This is a genomic window from Dactylosporangium sp. NPDC005555 (assembly GCF_040605635.1).
Lineage (GTDB): Bacteria > Actinomycetota > Actinomycetes > Mycobacteriales > Micromonosporaceae > Dactylosporangium.
The window spans coordinates 498,626-515,754 of the sequence record NZ_JBEXDG010000001.1 but is presented as its reverse complement, the minus strand read 5'-3'; the positions used below and the strand labels follow the sequence as shown (position 1 = coordinate 515,754).

Annotated in this window: 15 protein-coding genes; 13 read left to right on the top strand and 2 right to left on the bottom strand. The window is 72.6% G+C overall.

Annotated elements, in window-relative coordinates:
• Window positions 1-113 precede the first annotated feature (113 nt).
• The gene (locus ABZS58_RS02505; RefSeq protein ID WP_354776724.1) at window positions 114-428 is read right to left on the bottom strand and encodes an MGMT family protein; all 315 of its coding nucleotides are present in this window, start codon (window positions 426-428) and stop codon (window positions 114-116) included.
• Window positions 429-480: 52 nt separating this feature from the next.
• Between ABZS58_RS02505 and proB the strand changes: the two genes are divergently transcribed.
• Window positions 481-1,581: a glutamate 5-kinase gene (gene proB, locus ABZS58_RS02500; RefSeq protein ID WP_354776722.1), complete on the top strand. Its 1,101-nt coding sequence runs from the start codon at window positions 481-483 to the stop codon at window positions 1,579-1,581.
• Here the strand turns inward: proB and ABZS58_RS02495 are convergent.
• Window positions 1,567-2,901, bottom strand: coding sequence for a gamma-glutamyltransferase (locus ABZS58_RS02495; protein WP_354776720.1), 1,335 nt, complete (start codon window positions 2,899-2,901; stop codon window positions 1,567-1,569). The two genes, proB and ABZS58_RS02495, sit on opposite strands and share 15 nt — an antisense overlap.
• A gap of 143 nt (window positions 2,902-3,044) precedes the next feature.
• Between ABZS58_RS02495 and ABZS58_RS02490 the strand changes: the two genes are divergently transcribed.
• The 12 genes from ABZS58_RS02490 to ABZS58_RS02435 all read left to right on the top strand — a co-directional run bounded on the left by ABZS58_RS02490 (window position 3,045) and on the right by ABZS58_RS02435 (window position 17,094).
• Window positions 3,045-4,373: an MFS transporter gene (locus ABZS58_RS02490; RefSeq protein ID WP_354776719.1), complete on the top strand. Its 1,329-nt coding sequence runs from the start codon at window positions 3,045-3,047 to the stop codon at window positions 4,371-4,373.
• A complete protein-coding gene (locus tag ABZS58_RS02485; RefSeq protein WP_354776717.1) occupies window positions 4,370-5,767 on the top strand; it encodes an aminotransferase class V-fold PLP-dependent enzyme in 1,398 nt (465 codons plus the stop codon). The genes ABZS58_RS02490 and ABZS58_RS02485 overlap by 4 nt, the downstream gene beginning before the upstream one ends.
• Before the next feature lie 5 nt (window positions 5,768-5,772).
• Window positions 5,773-6,285, top strand: coding sequence for an NADH-quinone oxidoreductase subunit B family protein (locus ABZS58_RS02480; RefSeq protein ID WP_354776715.1), 513 nt, complete (start codon window positions 5,773-5,775; stop codon window positions 6,283-6,285).
• A 1-nt stretch (window position 6,286) separates the two neighbouring features.
• The gene (locus ABZS58_RS02475; RefSeq protein ID WP_354776713.1) at window positions 6,287-6,853 is read left to right on the top strand and encodes an NADH-quinone oxidoreductase subunit C; all 567 of its coding nucleotides are present in this window, start codon (window positions 6,287-6,289) and stop codon (window positions 6,851-6,853) included.
• Complete coding sequence (gene nuoH, locus ABZS58_RS02470; RefSeq protein ID WP_354776711.1) at window positions 6,853-7,812, top strand: NADH-quinone oxidoreductase subunit NuoH; 960 nt, start codon at window positions 6,853-6,855, stop codon at window positions 7,810-7,812. Before ABZS58_RS02475 ends, nuoH begins: the two co-directional genes overlap by 1 nt.
• 12 nt (window positions 7,813-7,824) lie before the next feature.
• Window positions 7,825-8,340, top strand: coding sequence for an NADH-quinone oxidoreductase subunit I (locus tag ABZS58_RS02465; protein WP_354776710.1), 516 nt, complete (start codon window positions 7,825-7,827; stop codon window positions 8,338-8,340).
• Between the two features lie 56 nt (window positions 8,341-8,396).
• Window positions 8,397-9,980, top strand: coding sequence for a methyl-accepting chemotaxis protein (locus ABZS58_RS02460; protein WP_354776708.1), 1,584 nt, complete (start codon window positions 8,397-8,399; stop codon window positions 9,978-9,980).
• A gap of 235 nt (window positions 9,981-10,215) precedes the next feature.
• A complete protein-coding gene (locus ABZS58_RS02455) occupies window positions 10,216-10,740 on the top strand; it encodes an NADH-quinone oxidoreductase subunit J (protein ID WP_354776706.1) in 525 nt (174 codons plus the stop codon).
• On the top strand, window positions 10,740-11,093 hold the full coding sequence (nuoK, locus tag ABZS58_RS02450; RefSeq protein WP_354776704.1) for an NADH-quinone oxidoreductase subunit NuoK: 354 nt from the start codon (window positions 10,740-10,742) through the stop codon (window positions 11,091-11,093). Before ABZS58_RS02455 ends, nuoK begins: the two co-directional genes overlap by 1 nt.
• Entirely contained in the window at window positions 11,090-13,003 is a 1,914-nt protein-coding gene (locus ABZS58_RS02445) for an NADH-quinone oxidoreductase subunit L (protein ID WP_354776702.1), read from the top strand. The genes nuoK and ABZS58_RS02445 overlap by 4 nt, the downstream gene beginning before the upstream one ends.
• A 406-nt stretch (window positions 13,004-13,409) precedes the next feature.
• Window positions 13,410-14,963 carry an NADH-quinone oxidoreductase subunit M gene (locus tag ABZS58_RS02440; protein ID WP_354776700.1) on the top strand — a complete coding sequence of 518 codons (1,554 nt, stop codon included), beginning with the start codon at window positions 13,410-13,412 and terminating at the stop codon, window positions 14,961-14,963.
• Window positions 14,964-15,495: 532 nt separating this feature from the next.
• Window positions 15,496-17,094 carry a proton-conducting transporter membrane subunit gene (locus ABZS58_RS02435; protein WP_354776698.1) on the top strand — a complete coding sequence of 533 codons (1,599 nt, stop codon included), beginning with the start codon at window positions 15,496-15,498 and terminating at the stop codon, window positions 17,092-17,094.
• The last annotated feature ends 35 nt before the right edge of the window (window positions 17,095-17,129 follow it).

Sequence of the window (17,129 nt, the reverse complement as noted above, 5' to 3'; positions counted from 1 at the left end):
ACCGCCAGCCTTACCGCGTGCCGGTCCGCACAACCCGGTGGATCGCTGTTGCGCTGGGGCCGGTAATCCACCGGGTAGTTCAAGATTTTTTCGCGTGGGGGCGTCTGCGGGGGTCAGGGGAGGGTGGGTGGGGGGTCGGTGGGCCACCAGGACGCTCGGCGCATGTCGACCTTGTCGGATTTGAGGGGGGTGTCCTCCTGGCGGTGGCGGCGGAGGGCTTCCTGCTCGTGGCCCGGGACGAGGCGGCCGTTGGCGGCTACCACCCGGTGCCAGGGGACGCTGCCGCCGTAGTGGGACATGACGGCGCCCACCTGGCGGGGGCCGCCACGGCCCAGGTACTCGGCGATCGCGCCGTAGGACATGACACGGCCGGGCGGGATGCGTTCCACCACGGTGAGGACCAGTTCGGCAAAGTCGTCGTCGGCCACGATATGGGAACCTACCGTGGCGGAAGGCCGGTGACGCGGCAAGATGGGCGGCGTGCGGGAACAGGTCATCGAGGCTCGACGGATCGTGGTCAAGGTCGGGTCGTCGTCGTTGACCACCGCGGCCGGCGGGCTCGACAAGCAGCGGGTCGACGCGCTCGTCGACGCGCTCGCGGGGAGTCCGGCGGAGGTCGTGCTGGTGTCGTCGGGGGCGATCGCGGCAGGGCTGGCGCCGCTGGGGCTGCGGAAGCGGCCGAAGGACCTCGCGACGCAGCAGGCCGCGGCGAGTGTCGGGCAGGGGCTGCTCATGCGGGCCTACAACGACGCGTTCGCCAGGCATGACAGGGTGGTCGGGCAGGTGCTGCTGACCGTCGACGACGTGACCCGGCGGGTGCACTACCGCAACGCGTACAGGACCTTGCGGCGGCTGCTGGACCTGCGGGCGATCCCGATCGTCAACGAGAACGACACGGTCGCCACGGAAGAGATCCGGTTCGGGGACAACGACCGGCTCGCGGCGCTCGTCGCCTCGCTCGTCCACGCGGACCTGCTGGTGCTGCTGTCTGATGTGGACGGCCTGTACACCGGCGATCCGGCGAAACCGGAGTCAACGAAGATTCTTGATGTGCGGTCGCCGGACGACCTCACAAGCATCGACGTGAAGCGGCCCGGCAGGGCGGGGGTCGGGACCGGCGGCATGGTGACGAAGGTCGAGGCGGCGCGGATCGCGACGACCAGTGGCATCCCGGTGGTGCTGACGTCGGCGCCCAACGCCAAGGCGGTGCTCGACGGGGAGCCGATCGGCACGCTGTTCCACCGGCAGCGGGAGCGGCCGCAGGCCCGGCTGTTCTGGCTCGCGCACGCGACGAGTCCGCGCGGTCGCCTGCATCTCGATCCGGGTGCCGTGCAGGCCGTGCGCCAGCGGCACGCGTCGCTGCTGCCGGCGGGGATCACCGCGGTCGACGGCCGGTTCGCGGCCGGGGATCCGGTGGACCTGGTCGACGTGGGCGGGGTGCCGGTGGCCCGTGGCCTGGTCAACTACGACGCGACGGAGCTGCCGCCGCTGCTCGGCCGGTCGACGGGAGAGCTCGCCGCCGCGCTCGGCCCGGCGTACGAACGTGAGGTCGTCCACCGGGATGATCTAGTACTCCTGTAGGACCCGCCCCACGCCGCCACGCCGCGGGTCGCCGGCCGCGCCGGCGAGACCGACGGCACTGACGCCGCCGAAGTAGTGGTCGAGCCGGTCCCACTGCTGGATCTTGAAGTCGGTGAAGGGCGACGGATCGCAGCCGGGTTCGAGGTGGACCAGCCGCGCCCCGTCGACCGACACGGGATGGAAGCGCGGCCGCCGGATCGCTGTGGTCATGTCGTCGCCGTGGACCAGGACGTTGCTGAGCGTGTGGATGATCGCGGTCCGGATCCGGGTCGCGCCCGCCGAGCCGATCGCCATGACGAGACCGCCCGCGGCGTCCAGGACCACGGCCGGGCACATGCACGACGCCATCCGCTCGCCGGGCAGCGTGCCGGGCCGGATGAGCTCGCCCTCGCCGAGCATCGAGTTGAGGTGGACGCCGAGGCCTGGCAGCCACACCCCGGCGCCGATGCCCAGCGTCATCGTGATCACGCAGGCGTTGCCCGAGCCGTCGACGACGGAGATGTTGGTCGTGTCGCCGAGCCGCTGCGACCCGTACACCAGCAGCGCCTCGGCGACAGAGGCAGGCGAGAAGTCGGGCGGCAACGCGGCAATGGTCCGGATCGTCTCGTTCAGGTCGTCACGAGCGAGCACGCGATACGGGCCGAAGGCCGCCGCCGACACGGGCACCTGCAGCACCCGGTACGACGAGAGATCCCGCGGACCGAGCACGCCCCCGCCGGCCTGGACCTGCGACAGCATGACCTCGCCGATCCGGCCGGTGTAGAAGGCGGCCGGTCCCTCCTCCGCCAGGATCCCGAACGCGGCGTCGAGTCCGGGGTGGTGCAGCAGCTCGCCGCCTTCGAGGAGGCGGCCCTCCGGCGCGTACACCGCCGAGCCGAGCCCCGGCAGCATCGCCGGCGCCAGCGAGACCAGGGTGCGCGCGTGTGGCCCAGGCAGCAGCACGCCGCTGCGGGCCAGGTTCAGCGCCGGCGCGACGACCCGCTGCCACGGCAGGCGGCCCCACCGCCGGTGGATCTCGCCGGCCCCGGCCGGAATGCCGGGCACGCCGACGCTCGAGGCACCGATCTCGTACCGTTGCGGAACACCGCCGAACGAGATCTTGATCGGCACCATCGGGGCCGCCGGGGCGGTGCCGCCGAGGCCGGGGACGGAGCAGAAGAAGTCGAGGCAGGTGGTGGTGCCGGTGGCCGCGTCGAAATAGGTGGCGAACCCACCGCCGGCCAGGCCGGTCAGGACGCTCTCCGCGGCGCAGCCGGCGAGCATCGCGGCCACGGCGGCGTCGGCGGCGGACCCGCCGGCGGCGAGGACCCGCAGCCCCACCTCGGTCGTGGCGGGGTGCCCCGCGGCGACCCCCGCCGGAACCCTGGACCGGGGGCGCGGCTGGGCCTGCAGCAGCGCGGTGGACAGCGGAGGTTCCTTTCCTGCAAGGCGATGGCTAGCATTCGTTGACCATGGCCCAAGACGTGCGAACCCAGGTCCTGCCGGGACGTGTGCGGGCGGGCTATGCGCTCGGCTCGCTGGTCACCGGCGCGTTCGGCACCGTGCCCGGACTCCTCCTGCTGCCTTACCTGACGGACACTCTCGGCGTCGCTGCCGGGGTCGCCGGGCTGCTGGTGCTGGCGCCGAAGGCGTGGGACGTGCTGATCAACCCGGTTGCCGGGAGGATTTCCGATCGTACCCGCACTTCGATGGGTGCCCGGCGGCCGTTTCTGCTCGTCGGCGGGCTCGCGCTCGCGGTGCTGTTCGCCGCGATCTTCGCCGCGCCCTTCCAGCAGGACAGCGCTCCCTACGCGGCGGTGATGTTCCTGCTCGCGGCGACCGCGTTCGCGTTCTACCAGGTGCCCTACGTGGCGATGCCGGCCGAGATGACCGACGACTACGCGGAGCGGACCCGGCTGATGACCTGGCGGGTGGCGATCCTCGCGGTCGCCATCCTGGTGTCCGGGGCGCTCTCGCCGATGGTGACGAAACAGTTCGGTGACGGCATCCCGGGACACCGCGCGATGGGGATCTTCGTCGCCGCATTGATTCTCGTGGGTACCTTCGGCTCCTTCTTCGGCACGCGCGCCGCCCCGACGGGCAAGGTGCTGCCGAGTGAGCCGTCCTTCGCCGCCCAGTTGAAGGTCGTGCGGGGCAACCGGCCGTTCCGGCTGCTGCTGACCTGCTACGTCGTGCAGGCCGCGGGCATCGCCACGATGCTCGCCGGGGTCAGCTACTTCGCCACGCAGATCCTGGTGTCCCCGGACACGGGCGCGACGCTGCTGTTCGCGTGCTTCGTCGGCCCGGCGCTGCTGGTCATGCCGATCTGGACGCGGGTCGGTCAGCGGGTCGGGAAGCTGCGGGCCTACGTGTTCGCGTCGGTGCTGTTCGCCGCCGCCGCGGCGCTGCTGGCCCTCGCGCCGTTCCTGCCCGCCGTCGCCGTCTACGTCCTGACCGGGCTCGTCGGCAGCGGGTACGCCGGCCAGCAGGTCTTCGGCATGGCCATGCTGCCGGACTGCATCGCGTTCGACGCGCACCGCACCGGACGCCGTCAGGCGGGCGTGTTCACCGGCCTGTGGACGGCGGGGGAGACGTTCGGCATGGCACTCGGCCCGGGCGTCTTCGCGGTCCTCCTGGCCGTGTCCGGCTACGTCTCCAGTTCGTCGGGGGAGGCCGCCCTGCAGTCGGACACCGCGAAACTGGGGGTCCTCCTCGGATTCACCGTCGTGCCCGCCATCGTCGTCGCATCGGCGCTCATCGGTCTGCGAGGCTACGACCTGGACGAACGACGACTGACCGAGGAGGTCTCGTGAAGGGTGTCCCGGCCGAGCAGGTGCTCGCGGAGCTCGCCGAGCTGCGCAAGGGCGACCTGCCCACACACGGCGGGCGGTTGTTCGCCTACGTCTACGACCCGGCGGTGCCCGGCCTCGACGAGCTCGCCGCCGCGGCGCACAGCTCGTCCGCGCACGTCAACGGGCTCGACCCGACCGCGTTCCCGTCGCTGCTGCGGATGGAGAACGACCTGGTCGGCATGGCCGCGGCGGTCCTCGGCGGCGGCCCGGACACGGTCGGCAGCGTCACCAGCGGCGGGACCGAGTCGCTGATCCTCGCCGTGAAGGCGGCCCGGGACGGCGCCCCGCACATCGCGGAGCCGCGCCTCGTGATGCCGGTGACCGCACACGCCGCGCTCGCGAAAGCCGCCTCCTACCTTCGGGTTGCGTTGGATGTGGTACCGGTCGGCGCCGACCTCCGCGTCGACCCTTCGGCGGTCGCGGCGGCCATCGGGCCCTCCACGGTGCTCGTGGCGTGCTCGGCGCCGTCGTACGCCCACGGCCTCATCGACCCGGTCGAGCCGATCGCCGCCGCGGCGGCCGCCGCCGGGGTCCGCTGCCACGTCGACGCCTGCTTCGGCGGGTGGACACTGCCGTTCCTGCGCCGCCTGGGCGAGCCGGTGCCGCCGTTCGACCTGTCCGTCCCGGGTGTGACGAGCATCTCCGTCGACCTGCACAAGTACGCGTACGCGCCGAAGGGTGTCTCCGTGCTGCTGCACCGCGACGAGGCGCTGCGGCTGCCGCAGTACTTCGGGTACGCGGACTGGCCCGGGTACACGATGGTCAACCCGGTCATCTCGTCCACGCGCTCCGGCGGGCCGATCGCGGCGGCCTGGGCGACGCTGCGGCACCTGGGCGACGACGGCTATCTGGCGCTCGCGTCGACGACGCTCGACGCGGTGCGCGGGCTCGCCGCCGCCGTCTCGGCCGTCGGGGGCCTCGTGCTGCTGCCGGTCGAGTCGACGGTCGTGGCGTTCCAGTCCACTGGTGTCGATCTCTTCGTGCTCGCGGACGAGCTCGCGGCCCGGGGGTGGCACACGCAGCCGCAGTTCCAGCACGGGGACATCGCGCCGTCGGTGCACCTGACGGTGACCGCGGCCGTGGCTCCGCGGGTTGCCGAGTTCGCCGCCGATCTCGCCGCGTCGGTGGCGGCCGCCCGCGCGCTCGGGCCCGTTGCGCTGCCTTCCGACATCTTCTCGCTGGTCGGCGATGTCTCGTCGCTTGCGTCGGCGCTGGGCGTCGGGTCGGGGTCGTCCGTTCTTCCCGACCGGATGGCCGTGATCAACACGCTGTTGAACTCGGCGCCGCCGGCCGTGCGCGAGCAGTTGCTGGTCGCATTCCTCAGTCTGTTGCAGCGCCCGACGAGCGTAGGCTGACGCTTATGTCGAGTGTCCTGGGCGACCCGATCAAGTTCGTGCTCAACTGGGGGCGCCGCTATTCGCTGTGGGTGTTCAACTTCGGTCTCGCGTGCTGCGCGATCGAGTTCATCGCCACGTCGATGGGGCGGCACGACTTCATGCGCCTCGGCGTCATCCCGTTCGCGCACGGGCCGCGCCAGGCCGACCTCATGGTCGTCTCCGGCACCGTCACCGACAAGATGGCGCCGGCGATCAAGCGGCTCTATGACCAGATGCCCGAGCCGAAATACGTGATCAGCTTCGGCGCGTGCAGCAACTGCGGCGGGCCCTACTGGGACTCCTACTCCGTGACGAAGGGCGTCGACCAGCTCATCCCCGTCGACGTCTACATCCCCGGCTGCCCGCCGCGGCCCGAGGCGCTGCTGCACGGCATCATGAAGCTCCAGGACAAGATCGCGGGGGAGCAGTCCGGGCTCGGCGGCGTCAACCGTCCCGACGTCAAGGCGCTGACCGCCCCGCCGGTGCGGAGGCCCTGACATGGACCTGGAGGAGCTCGGCACGCTGTTCGGCGACGGCGCCACCGTCAGCGAGTCCGCCGGGGGTGGGCGCTTCACCCGGCCGACCGTGGACGTGCCGCCGGGGCGTTGGGCTTCGGCGTTGCTGACCGCGCGTGATTCGTTGGCGTGCGACTTCTTCGACTGGCTGTCCGCGGTCGACGAGCTTCCCGACGGCTTCACCGTGGTGGCCCACGTCTATTCGACCTCGCTGTTCCATGGCCTTTTGTTGCGGGCGGTTCTGCCGCGGCTCGCGCCGGCTGTGCCGTCGGTCGTTTCCGTATATCCGGGTGCGGCATGGCACGAGCGCGAGACGCACGAGATGTTCGACATCGACTTCACCGGCAACGACGCGCTCGATCCGCTGCTGCTGCCGCCCGAGTTCGAGGGACACCCGCTGCGCAAGGAGTTCGTGCTCGCCTCCCGGGTCGCGAAGCCCTGGCCGGGCGCGAAGGAGCCGGGCGAGAGCGAGCACACCGCCGGCAAGCGCGCCCCGATGCGCCCGCCGGGCGTCCCGGACCCCAGCGAGTGGCCGGGAGGCCGGGTCTGATGCCGATCTGGTTGGAGCTGGCCCTGCGGGTCCTCGTCGTCGTCGGCGCGTTCCTGACCCTGCCGCTCATCGTCGGCCAGGCCGAGCACAAGGTGATGGCGCACATGCAGGGCCGCCTCGGCCCCATGTATGCCGGCGCCTTCCACGGCTGGGCCCAGCTCGTCGCCGACGGGGTCAAGTTCGTGCAGAAGGAGGACATCACCCCGCGCGCCGCCGACCGGCAGGTCTTCCGGCTCGCCCCGGTCGTGGCGCTCCTGCCGTATCTGGCCGTCCTGCTGGTGATCCCCCTGGGCCCGCACGGCCTGGTCGCCCAGCCGCTCGACATCGGGCTGTTCTTCGTCCTCGCCGTCGTCGGCGTCGGCGTGATCGCCGTGCTCATGGCCGCCTGGTCGTCGGCCAACAAGTATTCGCTGCTCGGCGGTCTGCGGGCAGCCGCGCAGCTGCTCGGCTACGAGCTGCCGTTCGTGCTGTCGGCGGCATCGGTCGCGATGGCCGCCGGCACCCTGTCGCTGTCCGGCATCGTCGAGGCGTGGCGCCCCTGGTGGCTGCTGTGGCAGTTCCCGGCGATGCTCATCTTCTTCACCGCCGGCCTCGCCGAGATCCGCCGCCCGCCCTTCGACATGCCGATCGCCGACTCCGAGCTGGTCTTCGGCTACCTCACCGAATACACCGGCCTGCGCTTCGCGTTCTTCCTGCTCGCCGAATACGTCGGCATCGTCGTCATCGCCGCCCTCACCACCGTGCTGTTCCTCGGCGGGTGGAAGGGGCCCTTCGACGACCAGCTCGGCTGGCTGTGGACGCTGCTGAAGATGTTCGCGGTCGCGTTCGTGGTCATCTGGCTGCGGGTAGCGTATCCGCGGCTGCGCGAGGACCAGCTGCAGCGCCTGTGCTGGCTGATCCTCGTCCCGCTCGCGCTGCTGCAGCTCATCCTGACCGCCACGGTGAAGGTTCTGACGTGAGGACGGTGTTCGGTGGAAATCCCCGGTAAAGGGCTCGTCAAGGGTCTGGCCGTCACGTTCGGCACGCTGACCCAGCGCACCCACACGCATCAGTATCCCGACGTCGAGCCGGACCTGCCGCCCCGCACCAGGGGCGTGATCGCGCTCATCGAGGAGAACTGCACCGTCTGCATGCTGTGTGCCCGGGAGTGCCCCGACTGGTGCATCTACATCGACTCCCACAAGGAGGAGGTCGTGGTCCCCGGCGCGGCGCGCGCCCGCCAGCGCAACGTGCTCGACCGGTTCGCGATCGACTTCTCGCTCTGCATGTACTGCGGCATCTGCATCGAGGTGTGCCCCTTCGACGCGCTGCATTGGACGCCGGAGTTCGAGTATGCCGAGCACGACATCCGCGACCTGCTGCACGAGAAGGACCGGCTCGAGGAATGGGTCGCGACCGTCCCCGCCCCGCCGGCCCACGACCACCGCGGCGAACCGGCCAAAGAGCAGACGGCAGCCGTAAAACGCTCAGGTCAGGCCTCGGGCTGACCGATCCGAGAGGTGAGCCGCGTCCGTCGCGTGGCTGACTGCTCGGAGGTGGCGGCATGTCCCGGCTGGGAATCTCGCAGAAGTTGTTCATCGGCTTCCTGCTCGTCGCGATCGTGACGGTGGTGGTCGGCGTCTACGGCATGACCAGGCTGCAGGTGCTGCACCAACGCACCAACGACGTCTACGCCACCGCCTCCGCGCCCGGTTATCAGGCGCAGAAGATGCAGAACCACTGGACCGAGACGCAGCTGCTCATGTACGCCGCGGCCACCGCTCCGCCGGCGAACCAGGACCAGATCATCGACGGGTACATCAAGCCCATCGACGCGGCCTTCGACAAGGCGTACATGGACTACCTCGCCAGCCGGCACACCGCCGAGGGCAAGACGGTCGCCGACGAGCTGGTGCGCCAGATCGCCGCGGTCCGCAAGATCCGCGACGAGCAGATCCTGCCGGCCACCCGGACGGGCAACACCGCCGCGGCCATGGGGGCGCTCTTCAACCCGGAGATGGGCAAGATCCTCGAGGCGCAGCAGAACGCCGGCAGCAAGATCGCCGACATCGAGCAGGCCAACGCGAAGAAGATCGCCGACGACGCCGGTGACACCTACGACGCCGCGCGGACCAGCCTCATCGTGATGCTGATCCTCGGCGTGCTGCTGTCACTGGCGCTCGCCACCCTGGTCGCCCGCTCGATCGTGCGGTCGGTGCGCAACGCCAAGACCGTCCTGGACGAGGTCGCCGCCGGTGACCTGACCGCCCGGATGAGCGTGACCAGCGGCGACGAGGTCGGGCAGATGGGCCTGGCGCTCAACGAGAGCCTCGACCGGATCGCCGAGATGGTCCGGCTCGTCGGGACGTCCGCGACGTCGCTGGCCAGCTCCTCGACCCGCCTCACCGGCGTGGCCCGCACCATCGCCTCCGGCGTCGACGACGCCGCCGAGCAGGCCACCGCCGTCAGCGGGTCGGCCGGCGAGGTGTCGCGCAACGTGCAGACCGTCGCCGTCGGCACCGACGAGATGAACGAGAGCATCCGGGAGATCGCGCAGAACGCCACCGAGGCCGTCCGCGTCGCCAACGAGGCCATGGACGCGGCCAACGAGACCACCCGCACCATGGCGAAGCTCGGCGAGTCCAGCGCCGAGATCGGCAACGTCATCAAGGTGATCACCGGCATCGCCGCGCAGACCAACCTGCTGGCGCTGAACGCGACCATCGAGGCGGCCCGCGCGGGCGAGGCGGGCAAGGGCTTCGCCGTCGTCGCCAACGAGGTCAAGGACCTCGCGCAGGAGACCGCGAAGGCGACCGAGGACATCAGCCAGCGGATCTCCGCGATCCAGGCCGACGCGGCCAGCGCGGTGGCCGCGATCAGCCGCATCAGCGAGGTCATCGAGAGCGTCAACGGCTACCAGACGACGATCGCCTCGGCGGTCGAGGAGCAGACCGCGACGACGAACGAGATGGGGCGCAACGCGGCGAACGCGGCGAGCGGCAGCACCGAGATCGCGGCCAGCATCGACCGGGTCGCGCGGGCGGCGCAGTCCACCAGCGTCGGTGTGCAGGAGACGGAGTCGGCGGCGGCGGAGCTGGCGGGGATGTCGCAGGAGCTGAGCCGGGTGGTGTCACGCTTCCGGGCGTAGCCGCTTCCGCCGCGTTCTGTGGTTTCCACGCCTGCTGGTTTCCTGGTTTCGGCGTCTGACGGCTTCTTGGTTTCGGCGTCTGCTGGTTTCCTGGTTTCGGCGTCTGCTGGTTTCCCGAGTTCGGCGTCTGCTGGTTTCCCGGGTTCGGTGGCTGACGGTTTCCTGGTTTCGGTGGCTGCCGGTCGATTGTGTCGGACCCTGGTGGCAGGATGTCGGCCATGAGGGTGGCATCGCGATGACGGCGGCGGACGTGCTGCTCGCCTCGCTCGGCGCCGTGGCCGTGGGTGCCGGCCTGCTGGTCGTGACGACCCGGCACGTCGTGCGCGCCGGGTTGTGGCTGGTCGTGACGCTGGGCGCGATCGCCGGGCTCTATCTGGTGCTGTCCGCCGAGCTGCTCGCCTGGGTCCAGGTGCTGCTCTATGTCGGTGCCGTCGTGGTCCTGCTGCTGTTCGCCGTGATGCTGACCCGCGCGCCGATCGGCGCCAGCGACGACCTCGACCGGGTCCGCTGGCCCGGCGCGCTCGTCGGCGCCGGCGCCGGCGCGGGCCTCGTGGCGCTGTTCGCCGACGCGTTCCACTGGAGCCGGGTCGGCCTGCCCGCGCCCGGCACCGCCGAGGCGATCGGCGGCGCGGTGTTCCGCACCTGGGTCCTGCCGTTCGAGCTGGTGTCGGTGCTGCTGCTGGCGGCGCTCGTCGGCGCGATCGTGGTGTCCAGGCCCGACGTCAGCGCCGGCTCCCGTCCTGATTCCCGGGGGCGTTGATGCATCCGGTCCTGCCGTTCACGATCGCGGCGCTCCTGTTCGGCATCGGCGTCTATGGCGTCATCGTCCGGCGCAACGCCGTGCTGCTGCTGATGGCGGTCGAGCTGCTGCTCAACGCGGTGAATCTGGTGCTCGTCACCGCCGACGCGACGATCAGGTCGGTCGTGCCGCACAGCGGGCAGTCGTTCGCCCTGTTCATCATCGTGCTCGCCGCCGCCGAGATCGGCGTGGGGCTCGCGCTGATCCTCCAGCTGTATCGGATGCGCCACTCGGTCGACGTCGAGGAGCTGCCGCTCACCGAGGCCACCCCTGTCGTCGTCCCTGTCGAGGCGGACCAGGAGGTGGCTCGGTGAGCGTCGACCTGCTCGGGCTCGCGCTGCCCGCGGTCCCGGTGGTGGCCGGCCTGGTGGGGCTGCTCCTGCGGTATCGGCAGCGCGGTGTCGCCGCCGTGCTCGGGGCCGGCGGCGCGGCCGTCGCGCTCGCGTGCGCGGTCGCCGTCGCGCTGCGCGGGCCGCGGGGTGCCGACCCCGGGATCGCCATCGCCGACTTCGGGCGGCTCTCCGTCACGCTCGGCACCTGGCTCGACGGCCCGGCCGGTCTCGTCGCGATCGCCGTCGGCGTCGTCGCGCTCTGCGTCCAGATCTACTCGGTCGCCTATCTGCACGACGACGACCGGTATGCGCCCTATGCCGCGCAGGTCAGCATCTTCACCGGCGCGATGCTGCTGGTGGTCGTCTCCGGCGACCTGATCACCCTGCTGGTCGGCTGGGAGGTCATGGGCATCTGTTCCTATCTGCTGATCGGCCACGACCGCCGCCTGCCGGAGGCGCCCCGCGCCGCGGTCAAGGCGTTCCTCGTCACCCGCGTCGGCGACGTCGGCTTCCTCATCGGCATCGTGCTGCTCGGCCTGCAGGCGCACAGCTTCCGCATCGCCGACATCTTCGCCGCCGACCTGCCGGCCGGCACCCTCACCGCCGCCTGTGTGCTGCTCCTCGCCGGGGTCGCCGGCAAGAGCGCCCAGTTCCCGCTGCACACCTGGCTGCCCGACGCGATGGCCGGCCCGACCCCGATCTCCGCCCTGATCCACGCCGCGACGATGGTCGCCGCCGGCGTCTATGTCGTCGCCCGCCTCTATCCGCTGTTCGAGCGCTCCGGCGCGGCGCTCACCGTCCTCGCCGTCATGGCGTCGATCACGATGCTCCTCGGCGCGCTCGCCGCCCTCGGCCAGGACGACATCAAGCGCGTCCTGGCCTGGTCGACGGTCAGCCAGCTCGGCTACATGACCGGCGCCCTCGCCGTCGGCGCACCCGGCGCGGCCCTGTTCCACCTGCTCACCCACGCCGCGTTCAAGGCGCTGCTGTTCCTCGCCGCCGGCGCCGTCATCCACGCCGTCGGCACCAACCTGATGGCCGCCATGGGCGGGCTGCGCACCCACATGCCGGTGACGTTCTGGACGATGACCGCCGGCCTCGCCGCCCTCGCCGGCATCCCGCCCCTCGCCGGCTTCTTCAGCAAGGACTCGATCATCGAGGCCGCCTGGCACGCGACCGGCCACGCCGCCGCACTGCCCGCGGCGGCCGCCTGGCTGGTGTTCGGCGCCGCGCTGCTCACCGTCGTGCTCACCGCGGCCTATGTGGTCCGGCTGTGGCGCCGCACGTTCCTCGGCGAGCCCCGGTCCGCCACCGCCCGGTCCGCGCACGAGCCGCCGTGGGCGATGCGCGGCCCCCTGCTCGTCCTCGCCGTGCCGACTGTCCTGCTCGGCTTCGCCGGCCTGTCGGCCGCCTTCGCTCCGCGGCTCTTCGTCCGCCTCGACGAGCCGGTCGCCGCGCTGGGCGCCTTCGCGCTCCTCCCGCTGGCGCTGCTGGCCGCCGGGGCCGCCCTCGCGTGGCGCCGCGACCCCGCCGCCGACCTGCCCGACACCGCACTCACCCGGCTCCTGGCCAACGCCTTCTATCTCGACGCCGTCCAGGACGCGCTGGTCACCCGCCCGGTCACGGCCCTCGCCCGGCTCGCCCGCCGCGCCGACGAGTCGGTCGTCGACGGCGCCGGCGACGCCACCCGCCCCCCCGCCCCGAGCCGCGGCCCCCACCACGCCCGCCCCCCCCCCGCCCCCCCCCCCGCCACCGGCACCGGCGCCACGAGCCTCGGCACCCTCCTGGCCCGCACGCACACCGCCGCCCTGCCCCGCGCCACCGGCGCCGTCCTCGGCGGCGCCGTGCTCCTCGCCGCTGCCGTCGCCCTCGTCATGGGGGTGCTCCGATGAGTCCGTCCCTGGCCGCCCGCCCGGCGCGGGCGATCCCTGCGGCGCCCGTCGCGCGTCCGGTGCCGGCGACCCCCTCGACGCCGGCGACCCGTCAGACGTCCACCATCCGTCCGGCGCGGGTGATCGCCGCGGCGGTGGCCGTCCGCTCGGCCGCGGTTCCGTCCCGGTCCGCTCGCCACCCGGCCGAGCCGCCCACACTCATCCCGGCCCGGCCCCGCGCCGCCGTTCCGGGCCGTTCCACCGTCCTGCCTCGCGGGGTCGATCTGCCCGGTCTCGGAGCAACCCGTGGCCGTCCGCGCGTTGCCGGAGTGGTCGCCACCGCTGTGGACGCCGCACGGTCGCGTGCCGCGGGGTCGTCCGGTGCGGTGCTCCTCGCGGCGTTCGTTCCTCTCCTGGGGGTGTCCTGGTGAGCACCGATCAGGGACTGCTCCTCGCCCTGCTGATCGTGCCGGCGATCGGTGCGCTCTTCGCCGCGGGGATGCCGGCCCGGCTGGACCGGGCCGCGAAGATCGGGGGGACCGCGTTCGCCGCCGCGACGTTCGGCATCGTGTTCGCGTTCCTGCCGGGTGGGCCGCCGCCGAGCTCCACGAGCGAGTTCCCGACCTTCAGAGCGATCAAGGCCAACCCCATCGCGCCGTGGGCCGAGATCGACCTGCCCTGGGCGCCCGACCTCAGCCTGCGGTTCCACCTCGGCATCGACGGCGTCTCCTATCCGCTGGTCGCGCTGACCGCCGGGCTGACGATGCTCTGCTGCGCGTATTGCCTGTGGCGGGTCCCCGACCCGGGCCGCGGCCGGCTCCTCGTGGCGCTGCTGCTCGTCCTCGAGGTCGGCATCATCGGCGTGTTCCTGGCCCTCGACCTGGTGCTGTTCTTCGTGTTTTTCGAGCTCGTGCTCCTGCCGATGTATGCGGTGATCGCCGTCTGGGGCGGCCCCGACCGTCGCCGCGCGGCGCGCAAGTTCGTGCTCTACACGTTGTTCGGCTCGGTCCTGCTCCTCGTCGGCGTCTTCACCGTCGTCTCCGCGGCCGGCACCGGCGACCTCGTCGCGCTGTCCGATCCGCAGAGCAGCACCCCGATGCGCGGCGGCGTGCAGCTGCTCGCGTTCGTCCTGTTCGCCGCCGCGTTCGCGGTGAAGAGCCCGCTCTGGCCGCTGCACACCTGGCTGCCCGCCGCGCACACGGAGGCCCCCACCGTGGGGTCGGTGGTGCTCGCCGGCGTGCTGCTGAAGATGGGCACCTACGGTCTGATCCGTGTCGCCGTCGGCGTCGCACCCGAGGCCGCCGCACGCAGCGCCCCGGTCCTCGGGATCCTCGCCACCGCCGCCATCATCGTCGGCGGGCTCGTGTGCCTCGCGCAGACCGAGCTGAAGCGCCTTATCGCGTATTCGTCCGTCGGCCACATGGGCTTCGTCCTGCTCGGCGTCGCCACCCTCACCGCCACCGGCTTCCAGGCCGCCCTGATCGGCAACATCGCCCACGGCATCGTCACCGGCCTGCTGTTCTTCGTCGCCGGCGGCATCAAGGACCGGGCGCACACCGGCGACCTCGCCCAGCTCGGCGGGCTCCGCGAGACGGCGCCCGCGCTCAGCGGCATCCTCGCCTTCGCCGCCATCGCCTCCCTGGGCCTGCCCGGCCTGGCCGGCTTCTGGGGCGAGGCGTTCGCCGTCGTCGCCGCCTTCGAGCGCGGTGGTCCCCTCTGGACCACCCTCGGCGTCCTCGCCGCCGTCGGCGCCGCCCTGGCCGCCGCCTACTTCCTGCGCCTGCTCCGCCGGGTCACCCACGGCGCGGCCAGCCCACCGGTCGCCGTCCTCGGCGCCACCGCCGGCCGCCTGCGTCCGGGCGAGCTGGTCGCCTGGTCCCCGCTGATCGCCCTCACCCTCGCCGTCGGCGTGGCACCGGTCGGCGTCCTCGCCTTCTCCCGTGCCGCCGCCGAGGCCCTTGCGGGCGTGGTCAGCCCATGACCACCCACACCAGCGCACTCGCGGGCGCCCTCGCGACCGGCCCGCGCCGTCGAGGCCTTGGCGAGGGTCGGCCCACTTCCGCCGGCCGTGGCGTGTTCACGGCTGATCCGTGCCGTCGTCGAGACCCTGGCAGGGGTCGGCCTATGGGCGCCGGCCGTGGCGTGTTCACGGCCGATCCGCGCTGCCGCCGAGGCTCCGGCGAGGGTCGTCCTACTTCCGTCGGCCGTGGCGTGTTCACGGCTGATCCGCGCTGTCGTCGAGGCCCTGGCGGGGGTCGGCCTATGGCCGCCGGCCGTGGCGCGTTCGCGGCCGATCCGCGCTGCCGCTGGGGTGCCGGCGGGTGTGGTCCGCGGATGACCGTCCACCGGGGTGCGTCGGGGGGCGCCGCTGCGGCTGATCCGCGCCGCCGCCGGGTTGGCGGCGGGCGCGGCCAGGTCATGACCACCCTCTTCCGCAGACCCGCGACCGAGGAGCCGCTACCCGGGACACCGTCCCGGGTGGTCGGCCGTGAGCCGGCCAGGGAGGTCGGGCGATGAGGATCGACCAGATCGCGCTCCTGCCGACCTACGTGGCTGCGGCCACCGCCGTCCTGGCCCTGCTCGTCGACCTGCTCGTGCCGGGCAGGCGGGGTGCCGTCGTCGGGGCGACCGCGTTCGGCATGCTCGCGACCGCGGCCACCGCGATCGGTGTCGGGCTCGGGCTCGGCGACGCCGGGCAGCGCACCGCCTTCTGCGTCGGGCCGGACCAGTGCTCGCTGGTCGCCGACCCGGCGGCCGCCGCGGTCGGCGCCGCGTTCGCGCTGCTCGCGCTCGGTGCCGTCGCGCTGTCGGTGCCGGTGCTGCGGACCGGCGAGGTGCCCGTCGGCGAATACTGCTTCCTGCTGGCCTGCTCACTGACCGGCGCCGTCGTCCTGGGCGGTGCCCGCGACCTGATCACGCTGGTCGTGGCGCTCGAGACGCTTACCCTGCCGCTGTACCTGCTGGTCGGCATCCGGCGCGGCTCCGCCGCGGGCGCGTCGGCGGCGGTCACGTTCTTCGTGGTCAGCGTCGTGTCGACGGCGGTGGCGCTGCTCGGCGCGGGCCTCGTCTATACCGCGACCGGCGGTGTGCACCTCGCCGACATCGCCCGCGCCGGGGCCACGGTGCCCGCGTTCGAGCCGCTGCTCAAGGCCGGCGTGGTGCTGTTCCTCGCGGGACTGGCGTTCAAGGTCGCCGCCGTGCCGGCGCACGCCTGGGCGCCGGCCACCTACGACGGCGCCCCGCTGCCGGTCGCCGCCTACCTGTCGACGGCCTCGAAGCTCGGCGGTGTGGTCGCGCTGCTGCTCGTCGGCGTGGTCGCCGGGGGTCCGGTCCTCGCCACGTCGGGCCTGACCCTGGCGGTGCTCGCCGTGCTCAGCATGACGGTCGGCAACCTCGTCGCGCTCCGGCAGCGGCGCATGGTCCGGCTGCTCGCCTGGTCGTCGGTGGCCCAGGCCGGCTATCTGCTCGCCCCGCTCGGCGCGCTCCTGGCGGTCGGCGGCCGCACCACGGAGGCGGTCGCGCTCGCCGTCGCGGCGACCGTCGCCTATGCCCTCTTCTACGTCGTGCTCGAGTTCGCCGCGTTCGCCGCCGTCACCGCGGCCCGCGGCAGCGCCGACGGTGGTGACATCGCCGACCACCGCGGCCTCGCCCGCCGCTCGCCATGGCTGGCGGCGGTGCTGGTGATCGCGCTGACGGGCCTCGCCGGCCTGCCGCCGGGCCTTGCCGGCCTGTTCGCCAAGGTCGCCGTCGTCCGGTCCCTGCTGGGCGGCGACGCGGCGTGGCTGGCGATCGTCGTCGCGATCAACGCGGTCATCGGTCTGGCCTACTACGTCCGGGTCGTCGCCACCCTGTTCGCCGCTCCCGAGCCGCTCCCAGCCGCCGCAGCCGGCACAACCGGCACAACCGGCACAACCGGCACAGCCAACGTCGCCGCCGGCGACGCGGTCGCCGCATCGGCAGTTCTGGAAGCGCGGGCACCTCACGACCCGCCGGCGCCGGCGCGGGTCGGATGGCCTGTCGCCGTAGCCGTCGGGGTGGCGGCGGTGCTCGCGGTGCTGCTCGGGTTCGCTCCGCAAGGGGTGCTCGAGCTCGCAGCCTTCTTCAGCTCCTGACGTCCGGACCGCCGCGGCCGAGCTGAGCGACGCGA